This window comes from Luteimonas cucumeris, from assembly GCF_007830035.1.
In the GTDB taxonomy this organism is placed as follows: domain Bacteria; phylum Pseudomonadota; class Gammaproteobacteria; order Xanthomonadales; family Xanthomonadaceae; genus Luteimonas_C; species Luteimonas_C cucumeris.
Map to the genome: position 1 here is coordinate 36,166 of NZ_VLKN01000001.1, position 23,054 is coordinate 59,219.

Sequence of the window (23,054 nt, forward strand, 5' to 3'; positions counted from 1 at the left end):
CCATGCAGACGTTATTCGGAACAAAAAAGACACCGGTTACCACGCTCGCCCTGGCTATCGGGCTGGCGTTGCAGCTGCAACCAGCCGCGACCCATGCGCAGCAGGCCGGAACAGCCGCCAGCGCCGCCACGCCGCAAGATGCGGCGGCAGCCGCCGCGCCGGCCGCGGCGCAGCAGTCGGCCCCAAAGGAACTGGACACCGTAGTGGTGACCGGGACCTACCGCGCGAGCCTGGAACAGGCGCTGGACATCAAGCGCAGCGAGAAGGGCATGGTCGATGCGATCGTGGCCGAGGACATCGCCGATTTCCCCGACCTCAACCTGGCCGAGTCCCTGCAACGGATCCCGGGCGTCGCGATCTCGCGCGATGCCGGCGAGGGCCGCAACATCTCGGTGCGCGGCCTAGGCGCGGATTTCACCCGCGTCCGCATCGATGGCATGGAGGCGCTGACCACGGTCGGCTCCACCGACAGTTCCGGCGGCACCAACCGCGGCCGCGGCTTCGACTTCAACGTGTTCGCCTCCGAACTGTTCAGCCAGCTGATCGTGCGCAAGACCGCATCGGCCGAGGTCGAGGAGGGCTCGCTGGGCGCGACCGTCGACCTGCGCACCGCGCGGCCGTTCGACTACGACGGCTTCAACTTCGTCGCCAGCGGCCAGCTCGGCTACAACGATCTCAACAGCGACACCCACCCGCGCGCCGCCATGCTGGTCAGCAATTCGTGGGCCGACGATCGCTTCGGCGCGCTGTTCTCGGTCGCCTGGACCGATCGCAACATGGCCGAGGAAGGCAGCGGCAGCGGGCGCTGGGCATCGGGCACGAGCAATGGCGGTTTCGACGAATCGTCGCCATACACGCCGGCGCTGGACTCGGCCAACTTCCATCCGCGCATCCCGCGCTACTCGCTGATGCACCACGAGCAGGAGCGCATCGGTCTGACCGGCGCGCTGCAGTTCAAGCCGAGCGAAAACACCGACCTCAACCTCGACCTGCTCTACGCGCGAATCAGCGCGACCCGCACCGAGGACTACATCGAGGCGATCTCGTTCAGTCGCGGTGGCGGTGGCAAGCAGGACACCGTGGTGCTGGACGGCGCGCTGGATGATCGCAACAACCTGGTCTATGGCCGGTTCGACAACGTCGACATCCGTTCCGAATCGCGCATCGACCTGTGGGACACCAAGTTCACCCAGATCGGCCTGGACGGGGAGCATCGCTTCAGCGACAGCTTCCGCATGACCGGCCTGATCGGGCGTTCGCGCTCGGCGCACCAGAACCCGGTGCAGACCACGGTGATCATGGACAAGCTTGATGTCGATGGTTACAGCTACGACTACCGCGGCAACGATCGCCTGCCGGTGTTCAACTACGGCATCAATCCTACCGATCCGAACGGCTGGACGCTGGCCGAGATCCGACTGCGTCCGCAGTGGGTCGAGAACACCTACGAAACCGGGCAGCTGAACTTCGACTGGGACATGACCTCCGTGTTCCGCCTGAAAGGCGGCGTCGCCGCCAAGGAATACAAGTTCAGCACCGAGGAAGGCCGACGCATCACCGGCGAAGGCGAGGTTCCTGAGATCGACGCCGCCACGCTCGCCAGCCTCACCAAGCTGGTCAGCGTCTACGACGTCGATGCTACGCCCGGCACGTGGGTCGTGCCGAACGTGGACGGTTTCGCCGGCATGTTCAATATCTACGCCAACAACGGCATGTTCGAAGTCGCCTCGCGGCCGGTGAACGACCGCGAAGTGACCGAGAAGAGCAAGTCGATCTGGGTGCAGGGCGAGTTCAACACCGAGATCGGTTCGATGCCGTTCTCGGGCAACATCGGCGTGCGCCACGTCAAGACCGATCTCAACACACAGGGTTATGCCACGGTCACCGGCGCACCGGTGCTCGCCGTGGTCGAGCGCGACTACAGCGACACGCTGCCGTCGATGAACCTCGTCGCCGAGCTGACGCCGGAGCTGCTGTTGCGCTTCGGCGCGGCCAAGGTGATGGCGCGTCCGGGACTCGGATTCCTGACCCCGGGTGTCACCGTCAACGTCGCCGGTGGCGCACGCACGGTCACCGGCGGCAATCCCAATCTGGAGCCGTTCCGCGCCAAGACCTACGATCTGGGCCTGGAATGGTATTTCGACGAAGGCGCGCTGCTCGGCCTGGCCCTGTTCTACAAGGACATCGACAGCTACGTGCAGAACACCCGCGAGACGCGCATCTACGCCGACAGTGGCCTGCCGGCGAGCCTGCTCGATGGCACCGGCGCCACGCCGCAGGACGAGTTCGTGTTCACCGTGCCGCTCAACACGCCCGGTGGTCCGCTGCAGGGCATCGAGGCCAACTACCAGCAGCCGTTCACCTTCCTGCCGGGCAAGTGGAGCAACTTCGGCGTGCAGTTGAACTACACCTACATCGACTCCGACATCCAGTACCTGACCTCGACCGGCGCCTTGTCGCTGCAGCGGCCGATGATCGGCCTGTCGAAGAACGCCTACAACGGCACGCTCTACTACGAAGGCGAGCGCTTCTCCGGACGCGTCTCGGTGGCGAACCGCAGCGATTATCTGACCACGGTTCCGGGCCGCGACGGCAACGACGTCGAAGGTACCGCCGGCCCGACCACGGTCGACGCGTCGCTGTCGTGGAAGGTCGACGACCATTGGGAGCTGAGCCTGGAAGGCCTGAACCTGACCGACGAGTGGAACGACGAGTGGCTGGATTCGATCGGCGACCGTACCTCGGTCTACAACCACACCGGCCGCCAGTACTTCGTCGGCGTGCGCTTCAAGCTGTGATCGCGCGGTTGGCGATCACCAGTGCAATACGCTAGCCAGCAAGGCCCGGCGATGTTTCGACTTCGCCGGGTTCTGCGTTTCGCGGTAACCGTACTACCGACATCCTCCGCCACATCGCTGTCGAAGCTCGTCGCCACCGCCATGGCCCGCATGAGGAGCAGCACGATGAACCGTTCGATCCGCAACGCCATCCACGGCGCCATCCTGTCCGTCCTGGCCGCCGCCTTCGCCCTGCCGGCGCAGGCCGGCCGCTACCCCGACCTTTCGCGCGAAACCCTGCCGGCCAACGATGGTTGGGCCTCGCTGCCTACCGAAGCATTCCCACTGGGCACCACCGGCGGTTCCGCCGCCAGCGCCGAACGCGTGCATGTGGTGAGTGACCGCAATGCACTCGTTGCCGCGCTCGCCTATCCCGATCCGACGCCGAAGATCATCCAGGTCACCGGCGTCATCGATGCCAACGTCGACGACGACAACCAGCCGCTGCGCTGCGACGACTATGTCCGCGCCGATCCCGACACCGGCGAGCTGTATTCGCTGGAGCAGTACCTCACCGCGTACGATCCGGCGACCTGGGGACGCGAGGACGAACCTTCTGGGCCGCAGGAACGCGCGCGCGACGCCTCGGCGGACGCGCAGACCGCACGCATCCGCATCCGCATCCCGCCCAACACGACGATCGTTGGTGCGACCCGAAACGCGACCATCCGCGGCGCCTGGTTCGACATCCGTCCGGGCAGCGGCAGCAACAACGCGCCGGCCAACGTCATCATCCGCAACCTCACCTTCGTCGATACCCATGACTGCTTTCCGGCCTGGGATCCGGCCGATGGTTCGGAAGGCAACTGGAACTCGCTGTACGACGCGATCTCGGTACGCAACGCCACCCACGTCTGGCTCGACCACAACGCCTTCCTCGACGTCGAAACCGCCGATGCGGGTCTGCCGACCTATTTTGGCCGCCTCTACCAGATACACGATGGCCTGGTCGACATCACCAACGCCTCCGACCTGGTGACGGTGTCGTGGAACCTCTTCGCGAACCACGACAAGGCGATGCTCATCGGTTCGTCCGACAGCGCCAGCGCCGACCGCAACCGCCTGCGCGTGACCCTGCACCACAACCTGCTGCATGACCTCGGCCAGCGCGCGCCGCGCGTGCGCTTCGGCCAGGTGCACGTCTACAACAATCTGTACAGCATCAGCAGCACCGGTGCGGAACACTACGCCTACAGCTGGGGCGTCGGCGCCGAGTCGCAGATGGTCGCGCAGAACAACCAGTTCCTGGCCAGCCACGGGGTGACGTCGGACCTGTTCATTGGCGGCTTCAAGGGCACGCAGCTGCTGGCCGAAGGCAATGCGCACAACCTGCGCGCGTTCGATCCGGTCGTGGCCTACAACGCCGTCAATGACACCGACATCGAGAACGGTGCGAGCTGGGCGCCGGTGCTGTACCGACGCATGGATCCTGCCTGGTTGCTGCCGCTGACGGTGACGTGGGCGGCGGGGCCGTTGCGATGAGTGAAACGGAAGCACGCGGGTGGCGGATCCGCGCCTATGGATCTGTCATGGCGTTGCTGGTGCTGTGCGGGCTGTCGTGGCCGGCATCGACGGCGACACCCGCGGTGCCGGTGACGGTGTGGCTTGCCGGCGATTCCACGATCGCGGCCAAGCGCCCGCAGAAGCGGCCGGAAACCGGCTGGGGCGAAGCTTTCGAATCGCATGTCAAAACCGGCGCGGTGATCGTCGACAACCGCGCGATGAACGGGCGCAGCACGCGTACCTTCATCAGCGAAGGTCGCTGGCAGGCGCTGATCGATGCGACGCGGCCAGGCGACTACGTGTTCATCCAGTTCGGCCACAACGACCAGTCGGTGGAGAAGAAAGACCGCTATACGCCGCCGGACGACTATCGCCGCAACCTGGAACGCTTCGTTCGCGAAGTGCGTGCGCACAAGGCCACTCCGGTGCTGCTGACGCCGGTCGCGCGCCGCCGCTTCGAGCAGGGGCGATTGCAGGACAGCCACGGCGAGTATCCCGGCATCGTCCGCGACGTCGCGACGCAGCATGAAGTGGCGCTGATCGACCTGCTGGCGCGCAGCGAGGCAATCCTGCGCGAACACGGCGAGGAGGGTTCCAAGTCGCTGTATCTGTGGCTGCGTCCCGGCGAATCGTCCAACTACCCGGACGGACTCCAGGACAACACGCATTTCTCCCCGCAGGGCGCGGCGTTGATGGCCGAGGCCGTGGTCGAAGGCCTGCGTGAGCTCGACCTGCCACTGAAGGATCTGCTGCAGCCATAACGACGCGTAGCGTGCGCTGTGCGCACGAAACGGATCTCCGCCTGCCGCAAAACTTCGCAGACGGAATCTACGCATCGTGCGCACAGCGCACGCTACATCGTGCCGCGCTGGATGAATGGCACGCGCTGATAGAGCTGGCGCTCGCCGCTGCGCGGATCGTGTTCGAGGTGCAAAGGAATATCGAACACCATTGTCTCGCGCGCCGCCAGCGAATACGGTAGCCACGTCGGCAGGCCGCGGTGGTTCGGATCGCCACGGCGGGCGAACGCCAGCAGCGCATCGCTCATCGCGTCGGCCATCCGCTGTGCCTCCATGCTCCCACCGGTGCGCGATCCAGCCTGGTGGATGTTGTCGAACACCAGCGGAATGTCGAGCGTGTGCATGGCGCGGAAGCGGCCGTCATCCAGCGGCGAGCCCCAGTCGAGCTGGTAGGCCCAGGTCGGCGCCCCTTGCTTCGCGCGCGCCTCGGCCTCCTCGATCGCGCCGCGCCACGAGCGGCCGGCGGTGGTGGCCGCGAAGAATACTTCCGACGGCGTGTAGTCCGGATACAGGCGCCGGTATTCGGCGATCACCGCGGCCGGATCGAGATCGACGTATTGATACTTGCGCAGGCGCTCGGGCAAGCCGTCCCAGCCCAAGGTGAAGTTGTCCGGATCCTGGCCGAGGAACGCACGCGTCTCGTCGCGGGTGTTGCCGATCACCATCGGGATGCGTGCCGACTGCGCTGGCGCGTCCGGCCAGAACGGATGGCGATGCAGCGAGCGCGCATCCATCACCGGACCGAAGTACAGGCGCATGTCCTCGACCGGCGACGGATCGCGCAACTGCGTCGCGGCCAGCAGCGTTTCGACCGGCAGGCTGCGCAGGCGCTGCAGGTCCCGTGGCGCGATCTTCAGTTCGTCGAGGAACAACTGCGCGCGCTGCATCGCCGCGCGCGGGCCGGCGGCGGTGACCTGTTGCCCGCTCATCGTCCACACACGATGGAACAGTCCGCGCGCGGCCGGCATCGCCATCAGCGTGGCGATCTTGGCGCCGCCGCCGGACTGGCCGAACACGGTTACGTTGCCGGCATCGCCGCCGAATTCATCCGCGTGTTGCCGCACCCATTGCAGGGCTTGGAGCAGGTCGAGCTGGCCGACATTGCCCGACCAGGCGAAGTCCGCATCGCCGAACGCGCCCAGTGACAGATAGCCGAAGGCATTGAGGCGATGGTTGACGGTGACCACGACCACGTCGCCGCGCCGGCACAGGTTGCCGCCGTCGTACAACGGACTGCTGCCGGAACCGTTGTCGTAGCCGCCACCGTGGATGTAGAACAGGATCGGCCGCTTGCCGCCATCGCGCAGACCCGGCGTGAATACGTTGAGGAACAGGCAGTCTTCGCTGGTCGGCTCGTCCGTCTTCAGTTGCGGTGCGGACGCGCCATGGTGCGTGGCATCGCGGATGCCCTGCCACGGCAGTTCCTGCAGAGCGGGCATGAAGCGGCGCGTGGATGTGTCGGCGCCGTAGGGAATTCCCTTGAACACATGGACGCGATCGACGAGCTGGCCGCGGATGCGGCCGCTGCGCGTGCGCGCCAACGCCTCACCGGTCGTGGCGGCATGCAACGGTGACGCCGGCAACGCGCTGCCGAGACCGAGCAGCGCACCTGCCATCAGCAACCGCCGGCGTTGGGCGTCGTGCATGCCGGCCACGTGCTCAGCGCAGCGGATCGCGCCGCTTCAATGGCTTTAGCGGTTCCATCGTGTCGAGGTCCCAGTCCTCGGCGACAAACGCCTGCCGCGTTTCCTGCTGCTTCGGATAGCCGCCAACCTGCTGTTCGCTGTCGATGATCGCGCCGCGGCCTTCGATGGTATCGGCGAGGATGCGGCGATCGATGTCATCGCGATCCCAGGGGCGCGCGCCGGCGTTGGCGACCACCGCGTCCTGCACCTGCGATGCCGGCAGCAGGGTCACGCCGAACGGCAGGGCGGGCGGACTCCTGAGCATGTTCACCTGCACCGGCGCGGTGGTGTAGCTGCCGCGCGCATCGATCTTCTGGCGACCGACGCGATCGACCAGCAGGTTGTCTTCCGTGTACAGGTCGATGTCGCCGGAGCCGCCGATCATGAAGAACGCAAGGTCCTCGGTCGAAGGGCCGGCGCGCATCACATTGCCGCGCAGCACCATCTGGCCCTTCGAATACGGATGGCCGATCCATTCCTCGGCGATCAGGTTGTACTGAGTCGCGCGCTGGCCCGGGTTGTAGATCAGGTTGTTGAGCACCTGTCCGCGCGCACCGCCCTTGAACAGCGGATTGCGCTCGTAGTTGTGCGCGTACAGGTTGCCGACGATCACGATGTCGTTGACGTGATCGTGGATCAGCGAACCCTTCGAGTGTTCGCCCTTGCCGTGTGTGGAATGCGCCAGGCCTTCGGCGATGATGTTGTTGCTGAAGGTGATGCGGCGCGACGCGTTCTGCAGCCATTCGCGTTCGCTCTCGCCGGCGAAGCGCGTACTCGATGCCGACAGGTTCTCGTCGGTGGCCCAGGTCAGCGAGCAATGGTCGACGATCACGTCGCGCGCGCCACGTACGGTGCTGATCGCGTCGAAATCCAGGCCGGCCATCTTCGCCGCGCCGGCTTCGCCGGGACGGATGCGGATGTGGCGGATGACGACGTCATGCGCGGCGACGATCAGGCCGCCGCGGATCAGGGTGATGCCCGGCTGCGGCGCGGCCTGCCCGGCGATCGTGAGGTTGGGCTCGGTGATCTTCAGTTCCTTGCGGCCCAGGTCGATGACGCCGCCGACCTCGAACACCACCGTGCGCGGACCTGGGGTCGCGATCGCTTCGGCGAAGGAGCCCGGGCCATCGGTGGCCAGGGTGGTCACCCGAAGGATTTTTCCACCGCGTCCGCCGGGCGTATGCGCCGCCCAGCCCTGCGCGCCGGGGAAAGCCAGCGCCTCGCCGGCCGCGGGCGCCTGCGCGGCGGCGGCGGCCGGTAGCGCCGGCAACAGAAATGCCAGGCAGATCAACCCCCTGCGCAGACGCTCGCCCACTTCTTGCCACCTGTCCTGCATGCCCATCGCCCCTCCCAGAGTCGAAATCGTCATCGTACGGTGCAGCGCAGATTGTCAATGACACCGGTTTCCTATACAACTGCCTGCAGACGAATATTGCCGACAGGAGGCAGCGCTGGGATGGATCGGATCGCCTTGGGGGGAGATGACAGCGAGAGCTGGGAGATCGCCCGGCGGCTGGTGCACGCGCGCCGGCGTGCCGAGGCCCTGACGGTTTATCCCGGCACCCGGCCCGCCACGCTGGAGGCCGGTTATGCCAGCCAGGACGCCGCGATCGGCCTGTGGCCGACACCGGTGGCAGGCTGGAAAGTGGGCCGGATTCCCGATGCCTGGCAGGCCCGCCTCGGCGAGGACCGCCTGGTCGGCCCGATCTTCGCCGACGCGGTGCAGGGCGCCGATGCGGCGGCCGCCGCCCGTTTCGAGGTGATCGAGGGCGGCTTCGCCGCGGTCGAGGCTGAATTCGTTTTCCGCCTCGGTGCCGATGCACCGCCGCATAAGACCGAGTGGAGCGACGCCGAAGCCGCCGCGCTGGTCGAGGCGCTGCTGGTCGGCGTGGAACTGGCCGGCAGTCCGATGGCGATGATCAACGAGTGGGGACCGGCCGTGGTGGTATCGGACTTCGGCAACAATGCCGGCCTGGTGCTGGGGCCGGCGATTCCGGATTGGCACGGGCGCGATGAGGATGCGTTGTCGTGCGAGACCTTCATCGACGATCGCTCGGTCGGCACCGGCCGCGCCAGCGCGATCAGCGGCGGCACGCTGGCTGCACTGCGCTTCGCGCTGTCGCGTTGCGCGCGTCGCGGCATGCCGCTGAAGGCCGGGCAACTCGTGTCCACAGGCGCCGCCACCGGCATCCACGACATCCGCGCCGGACAGCGCGCGCGCATCGAGTTCGCGGGCATCGCCACGATCCACTGCGTCGCGGTGCCGGCGCAGCCGAAGGGGGAGGCATGAGCAGCTCGCGCCGCCAGTTCATCGCCTTCGGCCTCGGCGCGCTGGCCAGCGCCAGCCTGCCGCGCGCCTTCGCCGCCGCGCCGACCACGTTGCTGCGCGCAGCCGACGTGCACATCGACGGCTATCCCACCGTGGAAGCGGTGCGCTGGATCGGCCGCTACCTGCGCGAGCGCACGGACGGCCGTCTCGACACACTGGCCTACCACTCCGGACAGCTGGGTCGCGAATCGGTGACGGTGGATCTGGCGCGCTTCAACGCGCTGGCACTGACCCGCGTCTACCTGGCGTCGATGAACGACTCGGTGCCGTCGACGCGAATCCTGTCGCTGCCGTTCCTGATCGATTCCACCGAACACCTGCGCCGCGTGCTCGACGGCCAGCTCGGCCGCGCGCTGCTTGCCGATTTCCAGCGGCGCGACCTGGTCGGACTCGCTTTCTACGATTCCGGTTCGCGCAATCTCTACAACACCCAGCGGCCGATCCATGAGCCGGCCGACATGCAGGGCCTGAAACTGCGCGTGCCGGTCTCGGAAGTGTTCGTGCGCCTCGTGCATGCGCTTGGCGCCAATGCCACGCCGCTGCCGTTCGGCGAGATCTTCTCCGCGCTGCAAACGCGGCTGATCGACGGCGCCGAGAACAACATCAAGAGCTTCCAGTCCAGCCGCCATTACGAGGTGGCGCATTACTGGTCGGAGTCGCGGCATACCTATACGCCAGACGTGCTGCTGATGTCGCAGAAGGCCTACGAGGCGCTGGCGCCGGCCGATCGCGAGCTGGTGCGCGAAGCCGCCGCCGCCTCGGTGCCGTACATGCGCGGCCTGTGGGACCAGGCCGAAGCCGCCGCGGCCAAAGCCGTGTTCGCCGCCGAGGTACGCGCCAACCAGGTCGATCGCGAATCGATGCGCCGCGCCACCGATCCGGTCTCGCGCGAATACCTCGGCGACGCCGGGTTGGCGAAACTGTTCGAGTACGTGCGCGAAGCCATGTAGGCGGACGCTTCCCCATGAACGTCGCCTGGAGGGGTCGATGAACATAGAACAATCACAACAGTCGGCGATCGCCGACACCGCGCCGCCGTCGACCTGGCATTCGCAGCTCGCGCGGCTGTCCACCTGGATCGCCGGCCTCGCCCTGGTGGCAATGGCCGCAGTGCAGGCCTGGCAGGTATTCGCGCGTTACGTGCTCAACGCCTCGCCCGACTGGACCGAACCGGTGGCGTTGCTGCTGCTCAACTTCGCGATGATGTTCGGCGCCGCGGTCGGCGTACATGCGGAATCGCATTTCGGCTTCTTCATAGCGCGCCAGGCAGCTCCGCCGCGCATCGGGCGTGCACTGCTGGCGTTCAACCGCGCGCTCATCGCCATGGTCGGCGCGTTGCTGGCGTGGTGGGGCGCGTGGCTGGCCGCCGACAGCTGGGAAGTGCCGATGGCCGGCGCACGCATTCCCGAAGGCATGTTCTACCTGCCGCTGTGCCTGGGTGGCGCGCTGATGGCGTCGTTCGCGCTGCAACACCTGTTCGCGGGCAAGCCGTCCGCCCAAGGACATTGACGATGGCGATCACGATCCTGTTCTGCGTTTTCATCGGCCTGCTGATCGTCGGCATACCGGTGGCGTTCGCGCTGTTCACCGCGTCGCTGGCGACGCTGCTCTATCTCGGCCTGCCGGCGATCGTGGTCGCGCAGCAGACCGCGACCGGCGCAGCGTCAGCGTCGTTGCTGGCGATTCCATTGTTCATCTTCGCCGGCGAAATCATGTTGCGCGGCGGCATCTCCGAACGCCTGATCGGCTTCGCCTCGTCGCTGGTCGGCCATGTGCGCGGCGGCCTGGGCCAGGTCAGCGTGCTGTCGTCGCTGTTCTTCGGCGGCGTGTCGGGTTCGGCGATCGCCGACGTCTCGGCCGTGGGCGGGGCGATGATCCCGCAGATGGTCAAGCGTGGCTTCGACCGCGATTTCGCCGTCAACGTGACCATGACCGCGGCGCTGGTGGCGCTGCTGGTGCCGCCATCGCACAACCTGATCCTGTACTCGGCCTCGGTCGGCGGCAGCATCTCGATCGCCGCACTGTTCGCCGCCGGCATCGTCCCGGCTTTGCTGATGACGCTCGCGCTGATGCTGACCACCTGGATCATGGCGCGCCGCCGCGGTTACGCGGTGGAGCTGTTCCCCGGTTTCGGCGTGGTGCTGCGGCGCATGGTGTCGGCGCTGCCCGGCCTGCTGCTGGTGGCGCTGATCTTCATCGGCATCCGCGCCGGCGTCTTCACCGCGGTGGAGAGTGCCGCGATCGCGGTGGTGTATGCGCTGCTGGTGACCGCGCTGGTCTATCGCAGCCTGTCGTGGCGCGAGTTCGTCGACACCTTTGGCCACGCCGCGCGCACCACCGGCATGATCCTGCTGGTGATCGCCGCGGCGGCGGCGTTCGGCTGGCTGCTGGCGTACCTGCAGGTGCCGGCCGCCGCGGTCGAGGGATTGCGCGCGATCGCCGACGACAAGTTCATGGTGCTGCTGCTGATCGTGCTGCTGCTGCTGTTCCTGGGCACGTTCATGGACCTGGCGCCGATGATCCTGATCTGCACGCCGATCTTCCTGCCGGTGGCCAAGGCGTTCGGCATCGACCCGGTGCATTTCGGCGTCGTGCTGGTGATGGCCGGCGGCATCGGTCTGGTCACGCCGCCGGTCGGTTCGGTGTTGTTCGTCGGCACCGCGATCGGCAAGATCAGTATCGCCGAATGCCTGCGCACGATCTGGCCGTTCTGGCTGGCGGCATTGGCCGTGCTGCTGCTGGTGACGTTCATACCGCCGCTGTCGCTATGGCTGCCCGCCGTATTGAAATGATGCGGCTTGCGCTGTTCGCGCTCGGCGTCGTGTTGGCGATGCCCGCCGCGGCGCAGGATCCGCCGTCGCTGGATGGTTTTGCCGACGGCATCCAGCATTGGCAGAACCGCCACGGCCGCGATTACGCGCGCTATCCGCCGGACCAGGTCGGGCGGATCGCCGACAACCTGCTGCTGTACCAGCGTCGCGATGGCGGCTGGATCGAGAACCAGGATCCGGCGCGCATCCTCGACGACGTCGAGCGCGCTGCGTTCGCAGGCCAGCGCGATCGCAATGGCGGCAGCTTCGATAACCGCAACATCTACACCCAGGTCGAATACCTCGCCGCGGCGTTCGCGCGCAGCGGCGACGCGCGTTATCGCGATGCCAGCCTGCGCGGCATCGATTTCATCCTGGCGCAGCAGTTGCCAAGCTGCGGCGGATGGCCGCATACGGTGCCGGCAACGCAGTCCTACCATCCGCATATCACCATAGCCGACGACGTGACCGCCGGCGTGTTGGGCACGCTGCGCCGGGTGATCATGGACGAGGTGCTGTTCGGCTTCGTCGGTGCAGACCTGCGCGAAAAAGTGAGTGCAGCCGTGGCGCGCGGCGACGCCTGCCTGTTGCGGCTGCAGCTGCGTCGCGATGGTGTGCTGGCTGGTTGGGCCGGCCAGTACGATCGCGACAGCCTGCAACCGGCGCAGGGCCGCAGTTTCGAACTGCCCGCGCTGGCGGTGCAGGAAAGCGTCGGCGTGGTGCGCTATCTGATGTCGATTCCGCAGCCGCCGCCGGAAGTCGTGGCCGCGATCGACGGCGCGGTGGTGTGGTTGCATCGCATCGCCTTGGCGGGTCAGCGCATCGAGACCTTCGCCGCGACGCCGGAACGATTCCAGTATCACAGCGCCAGCACCGACCGCCGCCTGGTTCGCGATGCCTCGGCGCCGCCGTTGTGGGCGCGCTTCTACGATCTCCAGGACGACAGCGTGGTGTTGGCCACCCGCGAAGGCGTGCGCGTGCGCGATTACGCGCAGATCCCGCGTGAGCGCCGCACCGGTTACGAGTGGTACGGCTACTGGCCGCAGTCGCTGCTCGATCGCGACTATCCGCGTTGGAAACGACAGCAGGCAGCAGGAGGAGAGGGATGATGTCGTCGAAAACGAAGCGCGGTGGTTGGCTGGCCTGCGCATTGCCGGTGCTGTCGCTGCTCCTATTCGTCGTCGACGCGTCGGCCACCGAAAAGGCCGCGCCGCAGTGGAAGCGCGGCATCGAGCACCAGCGCCAGGCCGACCTCGGCGACGGCACCTTCCTCAACCCGGTATTCGCCGGCGACCGGCCCGATCCGTCGGTGCTCAAGGACGGCGACGACTACTACCTGACCTCGTCCTCGTTCGACGCCTATCCCGGCCTGCCGATCTGGCACTCGCGCGACCTGGTCAACTGGCAGCCGCTGGGCCATGCGATCACCAGGAACGTCGGCTCGATCTGGGCGCCGGACATCGTCAAGCACGAGGGTCGCTACTACATCTATTTCCCGGCCCGCACCGGCGGCACCGAGGGCGTGACCCGCAGCAACTACGTAGTCTGGGCTGACGACATCCGCGGCCCGTGGAGCGAGCCGGTCAACCTCGGCCTGGGCAAGTACATCGACCCGGGCCACGCGGTCGGCGAGGACGGCAAGCGCTATCTGTTCCTGTCCGGCGGCGACTACGTGCAGCTGTCCGACGACGGCCTGCGCGTGGTCGGCGAACCGAAGCACGTCTACGACGGCTGGCAGTACCCGGAAACCTGGGACGTGGAGGGCTACGCCCAGGAAGGCCCGAAGATCCACAAGCGCGGCGAGTGGTACTACATGACCACCGCCGTCGGCGGCACTGCCGGCCCGCCGACCGGGCACATGGTGATCACCGCGCGTTCGAAGTCGATCCACGGGCCGTGGGAGAACTCGCCGCACAACCCGATCGTGCGCACCGTCGATCGCAGCGAGCCGTGGTGGTCGCGTGGCCACGCCACCGTGGTCGAAGGCACCGACGGGCGCTGGTGGATGATCTACCACGGCTACGAGAACGGGCACTGGACGCTGGGCCGGCAGGCCCTGCTCGAACCGATCGAATGGACCGACGACGGCTGGTTCGTCGCCAAGGGCGGCGACCTGGGCCAGCCGCTGAAGAAGCCCAGCGGCAAGTCGGTCGGGCAACACGGCATGGCGCTGTCGGATACGTTCGACGGCAAGCGCCTGGGCCACCAGTGGTCGTTCTTCAACCCGGCGCAGGACGAGTACAGGCGGCTGTCGTTCGGCAACGGCGCGATGAGCGTGCAGGGCAGGGGCAAGACCCCGCGCGACAGTTCGCCGTTGACCGTGATCGCCGGCGACAAGGCATACCAGTTCGAAGTGCAGATGGAGATCGAGCCGGGTGCCATCGGCGGCGCACTGCTGTTCTACAGCGACCGGCTGTATGTGGGCGTGGGCAGCAACGGCGAGAAGACGGTGATGCACCGCTATGGCCAGGAGCGCCCGGTCGAGGGCCTGGCGCCCGGCAAGGGCGGCACGCTGTGGCTGCGGGTGACCAACAACCAGCACATCGTCACCTTCCACACCAGCGACGACGGCAAGACCTGGACCAAGTACCCCACGCAGATGGAAGTGTCCGGCTACCACCACAACGTGGCCGGGCAGTTCCTGGCGCTGAAGCCGGCGATCTATGCCGCCGGCGAAGGCAAGGTCCACTTCCGCGACTTCCGCTACCGCGCGCTGGATTGAGCCTGCGGCGGGCTAGAATCAGGTAACCGAGGGACAAAGAAGCCACGATGCCAGCGCGCACTCCCCCCGCACCCAAGACATCGGTTGCGGTCACGACCACCACCAAGGCGGCGACGATCAACGACATCGCGCGGCTGGCCGGCGTGTCGAAAAAGACCGTGTCGCGCATCATCAACCACTCGCCGCTGGTGCGTCCGGACACGCGCGACAAGGTCGAGGCGCTGATGCGCGAGGTCGGCTACGTGCCCGACCCGATGGCGCGCGGGCTGGCGTTCCGCAAATCGTTCCTGATCGGCATGGTCTACGACAATCCGACCGCGCAGTTCATCGTCAACATGCAGTACGGCGCGCTCGACGCGATCCGCAATTCCGGCTTCGAACTGGTGGTGCATCCCTGCGACAGCCGCAGTCCGAACTACATCGACGGCGTGCGCCGCTTCGTGCAGCAGCAGAAGCTGCATGGCGTGATGCTGGTGCCGCGCGTATCGGAAGACCAGGCGCTGGCCGACATGCTGGCCGAGGTCGGTTGCCGCTACACGCGCATCGCCGCGGTGGCGCTGGACGAACCGGCGCGGATGGTGGTCACCCACGACCGCGACGGCGCCGCCGAAGCCGCCGATTATCTGCAGACGCTCGGCCACCGCGACATCGCGCTGATCGCCGGTCCCGGCGGCTACCGCTCGGCACTGGAGCGCACCGCCGGCTTCGTCGAGGCGCTGGCGCAGCGCGGCATCGAACTGCCGAAGTCGCGCATCATCGAGGCCGGCTACACCTTCGAGTCGGGTGTCGCGGCCGCGGAAAAGCTGCTCGCCGGCAAGCGCCGCCCGACCGCGATCTTCTGCGGCAACGACGAGATGGCCGCCGGTGTATACCGCGTCGCGCTGCGCGCCGGCATCAACATCCCGCGGCAGTTGTCGGTGATCGGCTACGACGACAGCCCGCTGGCGTCGCGGCTGTGGCCGCCGCTGACCTCGGTGCGTCGCGGCACCCGCGACACCGGCCGCATCGCTGCGGCGATGCTGCTGCAGGACAGCGCCGAGGCCGCCTCTGCGTTGTCGCTGCACAGCGTGCATCCGCACCTGGTGGTGCGCGACTCCTGCCAGCCCCCGGGCTGACGTCTGTTTGCCCTGCAAACGCCGCGGCAAACATGGCGCGACGCAAAATGACACCGGTTACCTGATCGCCTACAATCCAGAAAACTTTCGATGCGGACGGGCGCGATGATGCCTGCCGCGAACCCGGAGCCTGCCGCATGTTCAGCAAGACCTACCACGCCACCCATCCCGATTCGCTCGAAGGCGCCAGCAACGAACAGCTGCGCGATCGTTACCTGGTGCAGGGCCTGTTCCAGGCCGACACCGTGCAGCTCAACTACACCCATTACGAGCGCATCGTGGTCGGCGGCGCGGCGCCGGTGAAGCAGGCGCTGGTGTTGCCGGCGCAGACCGAACCGAAGTCCGCCGCCGGCAAGCCCTTCCTCGAACGCCGCGAGCTGGGCGTGGTCAATGTCGGCGAAGGCAGCGGCACGATCACCGTCGACGGCACCGCCTACGCGCTGAAGCCGCGCGACGGCCTGTACGTGGCGATGGGCAGCAGCGAGGTGCGCTTCGAATCCGGCGACGCGTCGCAGCCGGCGCGCTTCTACCTGTTCTCGACGCCCGCACATGCGCGCTACGAGACCAAGCACATCTCGATCGAGCAGGCGGTGCCGCTGGAGCGCGGCGCGCTGGAAACCTCGAACGAACGCACCATCTACCAGTACATCGTGCCGGCCACCTGCCAGTCCTGCCAGCTGCTGCTCGGCGTGACCCTGCTCAAGACCGGCAGCGTCTGGAACACGATGCCGCCGCACCTGCACGACCGACGCTCCGAGGTCTATTTCTACTTCGGCCTCGGCGACGACCAGCGGGTGATGCATTTCATGGGCGACCCGGCCGACATGCGCCACCTGGTGATCGGCAACGAGGAAGCGGTGCTGTCGCCGCCGTGGTCGATCCACATGGGCTCGGGCACCCGCAACTACGGCTTCATCTGGGCCATGGGTGGCGAGAACCTCGACTACACCGACATGAACCAGCTCGACATCTGCCAGCTCAAGTAAGGGGACGTACGTGGCCAACCGCAATCCGTTCAACCTCGAAGGCAAGGTCGCGCTGGTCACCGGCGCCAACACCGGGCTCGGCCAGGGCATCGCGATCGCACTCGCGGAAGCGGGCGCCGACATCGCCGCGGCCGGCATTTCGCCGCCGACCGACACCGAGGCGCGCGTGCGCGCGCTCGGCCGCCGCTTCGTCGCGATCGAGGCCAACCTGTCCAGCATCGAGCCGGTCGAACGCATCGTGCGCGAGACGCTCGGCGGCCTCGGCGGCCTCGACATCCTGGTCAACAACGCCGGCCTGATCCGCCGTGCCGACGCGGTCGAGTTCAGCGAACAGGACTGGGACGACGTGATGAACGTCAACGTCAAGGGCGCGTTCTTCATGTCGCAGGCCGCCGGCCGCCACATGCTGGCGCAGGGTCGCGGCAAGATCATCAACATCGCCTCGATGCTGTCTTTCCAGGGCGGCATCCGCGTGCCGTCCTACACCGCCAGCAAGAGCGGCATCGCCGGCATCACTCGCCTGCTGGCCAACGAATGGGCGGCGAAAGGCCTCAACATCAACGCGATCGCGCCCGGCTACATGGCCACCGACAACACCGCGCAGCTGCGTGCGGACGCGGCGCGCAGCAAGGCGATCCTCGACCGCATCCCGGCTGAACGCTGGGGCACGCCCGCCGACCTCGGCGGCACCGCGGTGTTCCTGGCCTCGTCCGCATCGGACTACGTCAACGGCGCGATCATTCCCGTCGATGGCGGCTGGCTGGCGCGCTGACATGCGCCGGGCGCTGCTGTTCGCCGCGTTGTCGTTCGCTGCCTTGTCCGTTGGCGCGCAGAGCGCCGCGACGGACCAGCGCAGCGATTCCTACGTGCAGAACGAGCGCGACATCGCCAAGACCCAGCCCGGTCCGCACGAGGGCCTCGGCACCACCACCGCGTATCCGTTCTTCGAGCAGGCCGAAGGTTTCGACCTGGTGTTCCGCAAGCGCGCGCTGCATCCGGGCGCGACCATCGGCGCACACGTCAACGACAAGGACGAGATCTACTACGTGCTGTCCGGGCGCGGCGAACTGACCCTGCAGGACCAGACGCGCGCGGTCGGGCCGGGCGATGCCATCCTCACCCGCGATGGCGACAGCCACGCGCTGAAGCAGGTCGGCGACGAGGATCTGGTGATCTTCATCGTCTATCGCAGGCCTGCAAAGGCGCCCTGACTGTCGGCAGCTTCCGAATAAACCGGATGTCATCCCGAGCGTCGCGAGGGATCTGCTGTTCTTCGAGAAAAAAGGTCCTTCGCTGCGCTCGGATGACCGGAATGTTCAGGCCTCGTCGGCGCTGCCGGCGAAGCCCAGCTGTCGCCACGCCTCGAACACCACCACGGCGACTGCATTGGACAGGTTCAGGCTGCGGTTGTGCGGACGCATCGGCAGGCGCAGCCGCTGCGATGCCGGGATCGTCGCCAGCACCGCATCGGGCAGGCCGCGCGTTTCCGGGCCGAACAGGAATGCATCACCTTCGTCATAACGCGGCTGGTCGTAGCGCACGCTGTTGCGCGTGCTGAGCGCGAACAACCGCTGCGGCGCGATCGTCGCCAACGCCGTGTCCAGCGAATCGTGGACCTGCAGCGCCGCGTACTCGTGGTAGTCCAACCCGGCGCGGCGCAGCTGCTTGTCCTCCAGCGAAAAGCCGAGCGGTGCGACCAGGTGCAGGCGTGCGCCGGTGTTGGCGCACAGCCGGATCGCGTTGCCGGTATTGGGCGGGATTTCGGGCTGGTAGAGGATGACGTCGAACATGCCGGCATTATCGACGCGATCGTCCTGACATCGCGTCGAACTGGCCGGTGCTACCAGGCCGCCGCAGTCACCATGGCAACGACCGGCCCTGCCAGTCCAGGAAGCTGCCGCTGCGCTCGTGCGACAGCTCGTCGATCACGCGCAGCAGGCCGGCGACGGCGTCGACGACTGGCACGTTGGCGTTGTCGCCGCCCATGTCGGTCTGCGCCCAGCCAGGATGCAGCGCCATCACCACGATGCTGCGTTCGGCCAGCGCCTTGGCCAGCAACGCCGTCGCCATGTTCAACGCGGCCTTGCTGATGTTGTAGCTGGGCGTGCCGAAACGGCCGACGCCGGCGATCGATCCCAGTTCCGAACTGAGGTTGGCGACCCGCGCGTCATCACCGAGCCGGTCCGCCAGTGCCTGGGTCAGCAGGAACGGGCCCATCGCATTGGTGCGGAAGCTGTCCTCCAGGTTGGCCGCACCGACGCGGCCGAAGCGCTCGCCCGAGTGCAGCACGCCGGCGTTGTTGACCAGCAGGTCGAGCCGCGCGCGCGCGCCGTCCTCGTCGAGCAGGTCCAGCTCGCGCGCCAGTTCGGCGTGGGCCTTGGGGTCGGTGACGTCCAGCGGCAGCACGTGCAGCCGGCCGGGATGTTCGCCGGTCAGCGCGTTGAGCGCGGCGGCCTTGCCGGGGTGACGGCAGGTGGCGACGACGCGGTCGCCGCGCGCCAGCAGCTGGCGGACAAACTCCAGCCCCAGGCCGCGATTGGCGCCGGTGACCAGGCAATGGCGGGACGGCATGGCGAAACTCCCGGCTGTGACTATGGTCTAGTGTAGGCAGCCGGGCGTCCCGGTAGCATGACTGCCCGCTTCGATCATCCCGCTTCCCAGGAGTACCGCATGTTCCCGATCCATCGGCCGCGTGCCGTTCTGTACGCCACCATCCTCGCCGTGCTGATTGGCGGTTGCTCGAAGACGCCAACTCCCGCATCCGGCGAACAGGCGTCCAGCGACCAGGCGACGTCGGCGGCGGTGGCCAAGGCCGGGATCGAGATTCCGTACGAGGAGTTCACCCTGCCCAACGGACTGCGCGTGATCGTGCACACCGACCGCAAGGCACCGGTCGTCGCGGTCAACCTCTGGTACCACGTCGGCAGCAAGGACGAGCCCGCCGGACGCACCGGCTTCGCGCACCTGTTCGAACACCTGATGTTCAACGGTTCCGAGAATGCGCCGGGCGAATTCTTCGAACCGTTCGAACTGGTCGGCGCGACCAGCATGAACGGCACGACCTGGCTCGACCGCACCAACTATTTCCAGAACGTGCCGACCACTGCGCTGGACATGGCGCTGTGGATGGAATCGGACCGCATGGGCCACCTGCTCGGCGCGATCGACCAGAAGACGCTCGACGAACAGCGCGGCGTGGTGCAGAACGAGAAGCGCCAGGGCGAGAACCAGCCTTACGGCCAAGCCGACGACGAGATCTACAAGGCGCTGTATCCGAAGGGCCATCCGTATCACCACAGCACCATCGGCTCGATGGCCGACCTCAACGCGGCCTCGCTGGATGACGTGAAGCAGTGGTTCCGTACGTGGTACGGCCCCAACAATGCCGTGCTGGTGCTGGCCGGCGACATCGACGTGGCCACCGCCAAGGAGAAGGTCGCCAGGTACTTCGGCGACATCCCGGCCACGCCGACCATGAAGCGCCAGCCGGTGACCGCCGGCGCGCACGCCGAGGCAACCCGCGCGACGATGACCGACAAGGTGCCGCAGGCGCGCGTCTACCGCGCCTGGAGCGTGGCCGAATACGGCAATCCCGATGTCGAACGCCTGCAGCTGCTGGCGCAGGTGCTCGGCGGCAGCAAGAGTTCGCGCCTGAACAAGCGCCTGGTGTTCGACGACAAACTGGCCGACGAGGTCAGCGCCTTCGTGCAGCCGTTCGAACTGGCCAGCACGTTCTACATTCAGGCCGACATCAAGGAAGGCGTGGATCCGGCCAAGGTCGAGGCCGCGATCGACGAGGAACTGAAGAAGCTGATCGCCGAAGGCCCGACCGAGGCCGAACTCAAGCAGGCGCAGACCGTGTTCAAGGCCAGCTTCGTGCGCGGCGTCGAACGCATCGGCGGCTTCGGCGGCAAGGCCGACGCACTGGCCGAATGCGCGGTCTACACCGACAACCCCGGCTGCTTCCGCGAAGGCCTGAAGACGATCGCCGACGCCACCGTCGCCGAGGTCAAGGGCAGCGGCGAGAAATACCTCGCCCGCGGCGGCCACACGCTGCTGGTGACGCCGGGCGCGCGCGAGCAGATCCCCGAGGAAGCGGCGGTGACGCCGGAGCCGATGACGCTGCCGCCGGTCGATCCCAAGTACACCACCACGGTCAGCGACGTCGACCGCAGCAAGGGCGTGCCGGCGACCACGCAGTTCCCGGAACTGAAGTTCCCGGAGCAGCAGCGCGCGACGCTGAAGAACGGCACCACCGTGATCCTGGCCGAACGCCATGACGTGCCGGTGGTGCAGATGAGCTACCTGTTCAACGGCGGCTTCAGCGCCGACCGTGGTCGCAAGCTCGGCACCTCGGGCTTCACCATGGGCATGCTCGACGAGGGCGCCGGCGAGCTGGACGCGCTGGCGTTCGGCGATCGTCGCGAATCGCTCGGCGCCAACATCAGCGCCGGCGCGTCGCTGGATGGCGGCGTCGCGTCGATGTCGGCCCTGAAGGAGAACCTGGATCCGTCGCTGGCGCTGTTCGCCGACATGCTGCGCAAGCCGCGCTTCGACCAGAAGGAAATCGATCGCGTGCGCGCGACTTGGATCGCCGGCATCAAGCAGGAAAAGGCGCAGCCGCAGGGCGCCGCGCTGCGCGTGCTGCCGCCGCTGCTGTACGGCGAAGACCATGCCTATGGCATCCCGTTCAGCGGCAGCGGCACCGAGGCATCGATCGCCGCGCTGACCCGCGACGACATGGTCGCCTTCCATCGCGACTGGGTGCGGCCGGAAAACGCCACCCTGGTCGTGGTCGGTGACACCACGCTGGCCGAAATCGTGCCGCTGCTGGACAAGCACCTGGGCGACTGGAAGGGCGAAGGCACCGCCAGCGCGGCACAGGCCATGGCCGACGTGCCGCGTCCGGCGCAGCCGCGCGTGTACCTGATCGACCAGCCCGGCGCGGTGCAGGCGAACATCTTCGCCGGCGAACTGGTGCCGTCGAGCAAGGACGCCGCGGCGACCCGTTTCGATATCGCCAACTCCGTACTGGGCGGTGAGTTCTCCTCGCGCCTGAACATGAACCTGCGCGAGGACAAGCACTGGGCCTACGGCGCCTACAGCTTCGCCCCGAATGCGCAGGGCCAACGGCCGTGGCTGGCGTTCGCGCCGGTGCAGATCGACCGCACCGCCGACTCGCTGAAGGAAATGCAGCGCGAGATCACCGAGTACGCCAGCGGCGCGGTGCCGCCGAAGCCGGAAGAAGTCGCCAAGATCCAGGCCACCGAGATTCGCGGCCTGCCGGGTTCGTACGAAACCGCCGCGGCGGTGATGAGCACGATTGCCAGCAACGTGCGCTACGGCCGACCGGACGACTACGTGTTCAAGCGCAAGGCCGAGATCGAGGCGCTGACGCCGGAACAGGTCAAGGCCGCGGCGACGACGCTAGATCCGTCCGCGCTGACCTGGGTGGTAGTCGGCGATCTGTCCAAGATCGAGAAGCCGATCCGCGCGCTGAACCTGGGCGAGGTGCAGGTGCTCGATGCCGACGGCAAGCCGGTCGCGAAGAAGTAAACGGTCGACAGCCATCAGCTGGATGGGCGGGCATGCATATGCCCGCCCCGTGATTCCTGAGCAACCAGCAATCCGAGGAAAGCTGTCATCCCGAGCTCAGCGAGAGACCTGTTTTTTTTGCGTCTAACGACAGGACAAGCAGAGGCCTCGCTGCACTTGTGACGACCGGCGGATCGACCATCGCCTGCGAGCGGTGGCGACTCTGCAAGGAAGATCCCGCCGATACCGACGATTCATCCACCCGGCGCGACAATCGCCGCGTCCTGCCTGGAGCCCGCCCATGCGCACCATCGCCATCGCCGCACTCGTACTGACCGCCACCGGCTGCACCTGGGTCCACATGGCCCCCGGCGCGCAAGCGGTGCGCGTGGTCGAAGGGCCGCCGGCCGGCTGCGACAAGCGTGGCGAGGTCGCCGTCTCGGTCCGCGACAGCGTCGCCTTCTACGAGCGCAACGACCTGCGCGTGCGCGACGAGCTGGAAACCCTGGCCCGCAACGAGGCGCCAGGCCTGGATGCCGACACCGTCAGCCCGCTCGGCGCGCCGGTCGACGGCGAACAGCGTTTCGCCGCCTGGCGCTGCGGATCCAAGACCCCGGCCCCGGCCGCGCCGACCACGCCGTCGACGACCTCCGGCCAGGCCCAGACGTTTCCGGCCCGCGGCTGAAGCCTTCATGCGCCCGGGGGCGCTATCCGGTAGGATGGCCGGTCATT

General features: G+C 67.3%; 18 protein-coding genes and 1 pseudogene. 15 read left to right on the forward strand and 4 right to left on the reverse strand.

The features are described 5' to 3' along the window. The first annotated feature begins 2 nt into the window (after positions 1 to 2). From IP90_RS00195 to IP90_RS00205, 3 genes are all read left to right on the forward strand, one after another. Positions 3 to 2,798, forward strand: a complete 2,796-nt coding sequence (locus IP90_RS00195; protein ID WP_144897488.1) for a TonB-dependent receptor — start codon at positions 3 to 5, stop codon at positions 2,796 to 2,798. A gap of 165 nt (positions 2,799 to 2,963) precedes the next feature. After that, positions 2,964 to 4,319: a pectate lyase family protein gene (locus IP90_RS00200; RefSeq protein ID WP_144897490.1), complete on the forward strand. Its 1,356-nt coding sequence runs from the start codon at positions 2,964 to 2,966 to the stop codon at positions 4,317 to 4,319. A 47-nt stretch (positions 4,320 to 4,366) separates the two neighbouring features. After that, positions 4,367 to 5,101 (forward strand): rhamnogalacturonan acetylesterase, encoded by a 735-nt coding sequence (locus IP90_RS00205; RefSeq protein WP_199753357.1) that lies wholly within the window; start codon positions 4,367 to 4,369, stop codon positions 5,099 to 5,101. Between the two features lie 92 nt (positions 5,102 to 5,193). On the opposite strand, the gene IP90_RS00210 is transcribed toward IP90_RS00205, so the two are convergent. Beyond that, on the reverse strand, positions 5,194 to 6,786 hold the full coding sequence (locus IP90_RS00210) for a carboxylesterase/lipase family protein (protein WP_144897494.1): 1,593 nt from the start codon (positions 6,784 to 6,786) through the stop codon (positions 5,194 to 5,196). A 13-nt stretch (positions 6,787 to 6,799) separates the two neighbouring features. Beyond that, positions 6,800 to 8,194: a pectate lyase family protein gene (locus IP90_RS00215; RefSeq protein ID WP_199753358.1), complete on the reverse strand. Its 1,395-nt coding sequence runs from the start codon at positions 8,192 to 8,194 to the stop codon at positions 6,800 to 6,802. Positions 8,195 to 8,281: 87 nt separating this feature from the next. On the opposite strand from IP90_RS00215, the gene IP90_RS00220 reads away from it, so the two are divergent. From IP90_RS00220 to IP90_RS00265, 10 genes are all read left to right on the forward strand, one after another. Then, positions 8,282 to 9,115 carry a 2-keto-4-pentenoate hydratase gene (locus IP90_RS00220; RefSeq protein ID WP_144897496.1) on the forward strand — a complete coding sequence of 278 codons (834 nt, stop codon included), beginning with the start codon at positions 8,282 to 8,284 and terminating at the stop codon, positions 9,113 to 9,115. Next, entirely contained in the window at positions 9,112 to 10,104 is a 993-nt protein-coding gene (locus IP90_RS00225; RefSeq protein WP_144897497.1) for a TRAP transporter substrate-binding protein, read from the forward strand. Before IP90_RS00220 ends, IP90_RS00225 begins: the two co-directional genes overlap by 4 nt. A gap of 37 nt (positions 10,105 to 10,141) precedes the next feature. Further along, positions 10,142 to 10,663 carry a TRAP transporter small permease gene (locus IP90_RS00230; RefSeq protein WP_144897499.1) on the forward strand — a complete coding sequence of 174 codons (522 nt, stop codon included), beginning with the start codon at positions 10,142 to 10,144 and terminating at the stop codon, positions 10,661 to 10,663. A 2-nt stretch (positions 10,664 to 10,665) separates the two neighbouring features. Beyond that, positions 10,666 to 11,946 carry a TRAP transporter large permease gene (locus IP90_RS00235; RefSeq protein WP_144897501.1) on the forward strand — a complete coding sequence of 427 codons (1,281 nt, stop codon included), beginning with the start codon at positions 10,666 to 10,668 and terminating at the stop codon, positions 11,944 to 11,946. After that, positions 11,922 to 13,073 (forward strand): pectate lyase, encoded by a 1,152-nt coding sequence (gene pelA / locus IP90_RS00240; protein ID WP_144897503.1) that lies wholly within the window; start codon positions 11,922 to 11,924, stop codon positions 13,071 to 13,073. Before IP90_RS00235 ends, pelA begins: the two co-directional genes overlap by 25 nt. Beyond that, on the forward strand, positions 13,073 to 14,686 hold the full coding sequence (locus tag IP90_RS00245; RefSeq protein WP_144897505.1) for a family 43 glycosylhydrolase: 1,614 nt from the start codon (positions 13,073 to 13,075) through the stop codon (positions 14,684 to 14,686). The genes pelA and IP90_RS00245 overlap by 1 nt, the downstream gene beginning before the upstream one ends. A 47-nt stretch (positions 14,687 to 14,733) precedes the next feature. Next, entirely contained in the window at positions 14,734 to 15,801 is a 1,068-nt protein-coding gene (locus IP90_RS00250) for a LacI family DNA-binding transcriptional regulator (RefSeq protein ID WP_144897507.1), read from the forward strand. A gap of 137 nt (positions 15,802 to 15,938) precedes the next feature. Beyond that, positions 15,939 to 16,787 carry a 5-dehydro-4-deoxy-D-glucuronate isomerase gene (gene kduI / locus IP90_RS00255; RefSeq protein WP_144897509.1) on the forward strand — a complete coding sequence of 283 codons (849 nt, stop codon included), beginning with the start codon at positions 15,939 to 15,941 and terminating at the stop codon, positions 16,785 to 16,787. Between the two features lie 10 nt (positions 16,788 to 16,797). Next, positions 16,798 to 17,559 (forward strand): 2-dehydro-3-deoxy-D-gluconate 5-dehydrogenase KduD, encoded by a 762-nt coding sequence (kduD, locus tag IP90_RS00260; RefSeq protein WP_144897511.1) that lies wholly within the window; start codon positions 16,798 to 16,800, stop codon positions 17,557 to 17,559. Between the two features lies 1 nt (position 17,560). Continuing rightward, positions 17,561 to 17,998: a cupin domain-containing protein gene (locus tag IP90_RS00265; protein WP_158635223.1), complete on the forward strand. Its 438-nt coding sequence runs from the start codon at positions 17,561 to 17,563 to the stop codon at positions 17,996 to 17,998. A gap of 105 nt (positions 17,999 to 18,103) precedes the next feature. Here IP90_RS00265 and IP90_RS00270 read toward each other — a convergent pair whose 3' ends face one another. Then, complete coding sequence (locus IP90_RS00270; RefSeq protein ID WP_144897514.1) at positions 18,104 to 18,577, reverse strand: tRNA (cytidine(34)-2'-O)-methyltransferase; 474 nt, start codon at positions 18,575 to 18,577, stop codon at positions 18,104 to 18,106. Positions 18,578 to 18,644: 67 nt separating this feature from the next. Next, complete coding sequence (locus IP90_RS00275) at positions 18,645 to 19,358, reverse strand: SDR family oxidoreductase (protein ID WP_144897516.1); 714 nt, start codon at positions 19,356 to 19,358, stop codon at positions 18,645 to 18,647. 99 nt (positions 19,359 to 19,457) lie between these two features. On the opposite strand from IP90_RS00275, the gene IP90_RS00280 reads away from it, so the two are divergent. Together IP90_RS00280 and IP90_RS00285 are read left to right on the forward strand one after the other, a co-directional pair. After that, positions 19,458 to 22,343: a M16 family metallopeptidase gene (locus IP90_RS00280; RefSeq protein WP_144897518.1), complete on the forward strand. Its 2,886-nt coding sequence runs from the start codon at positions 19,458 to 19,460 to the stop codon at positions 22,341 to 22,343. 280 nt (positions 22,344 to 22,623) lie between these two features. Beyond that, positions 22,624 to 22,923, forward strand: a pseudogene (locus IP90_RS00285) (DUF4156 domain-containing protein); the annotation flags it as partial. Positions 22,924 to 23,054 lie beyond the last annotated feature (131 nt).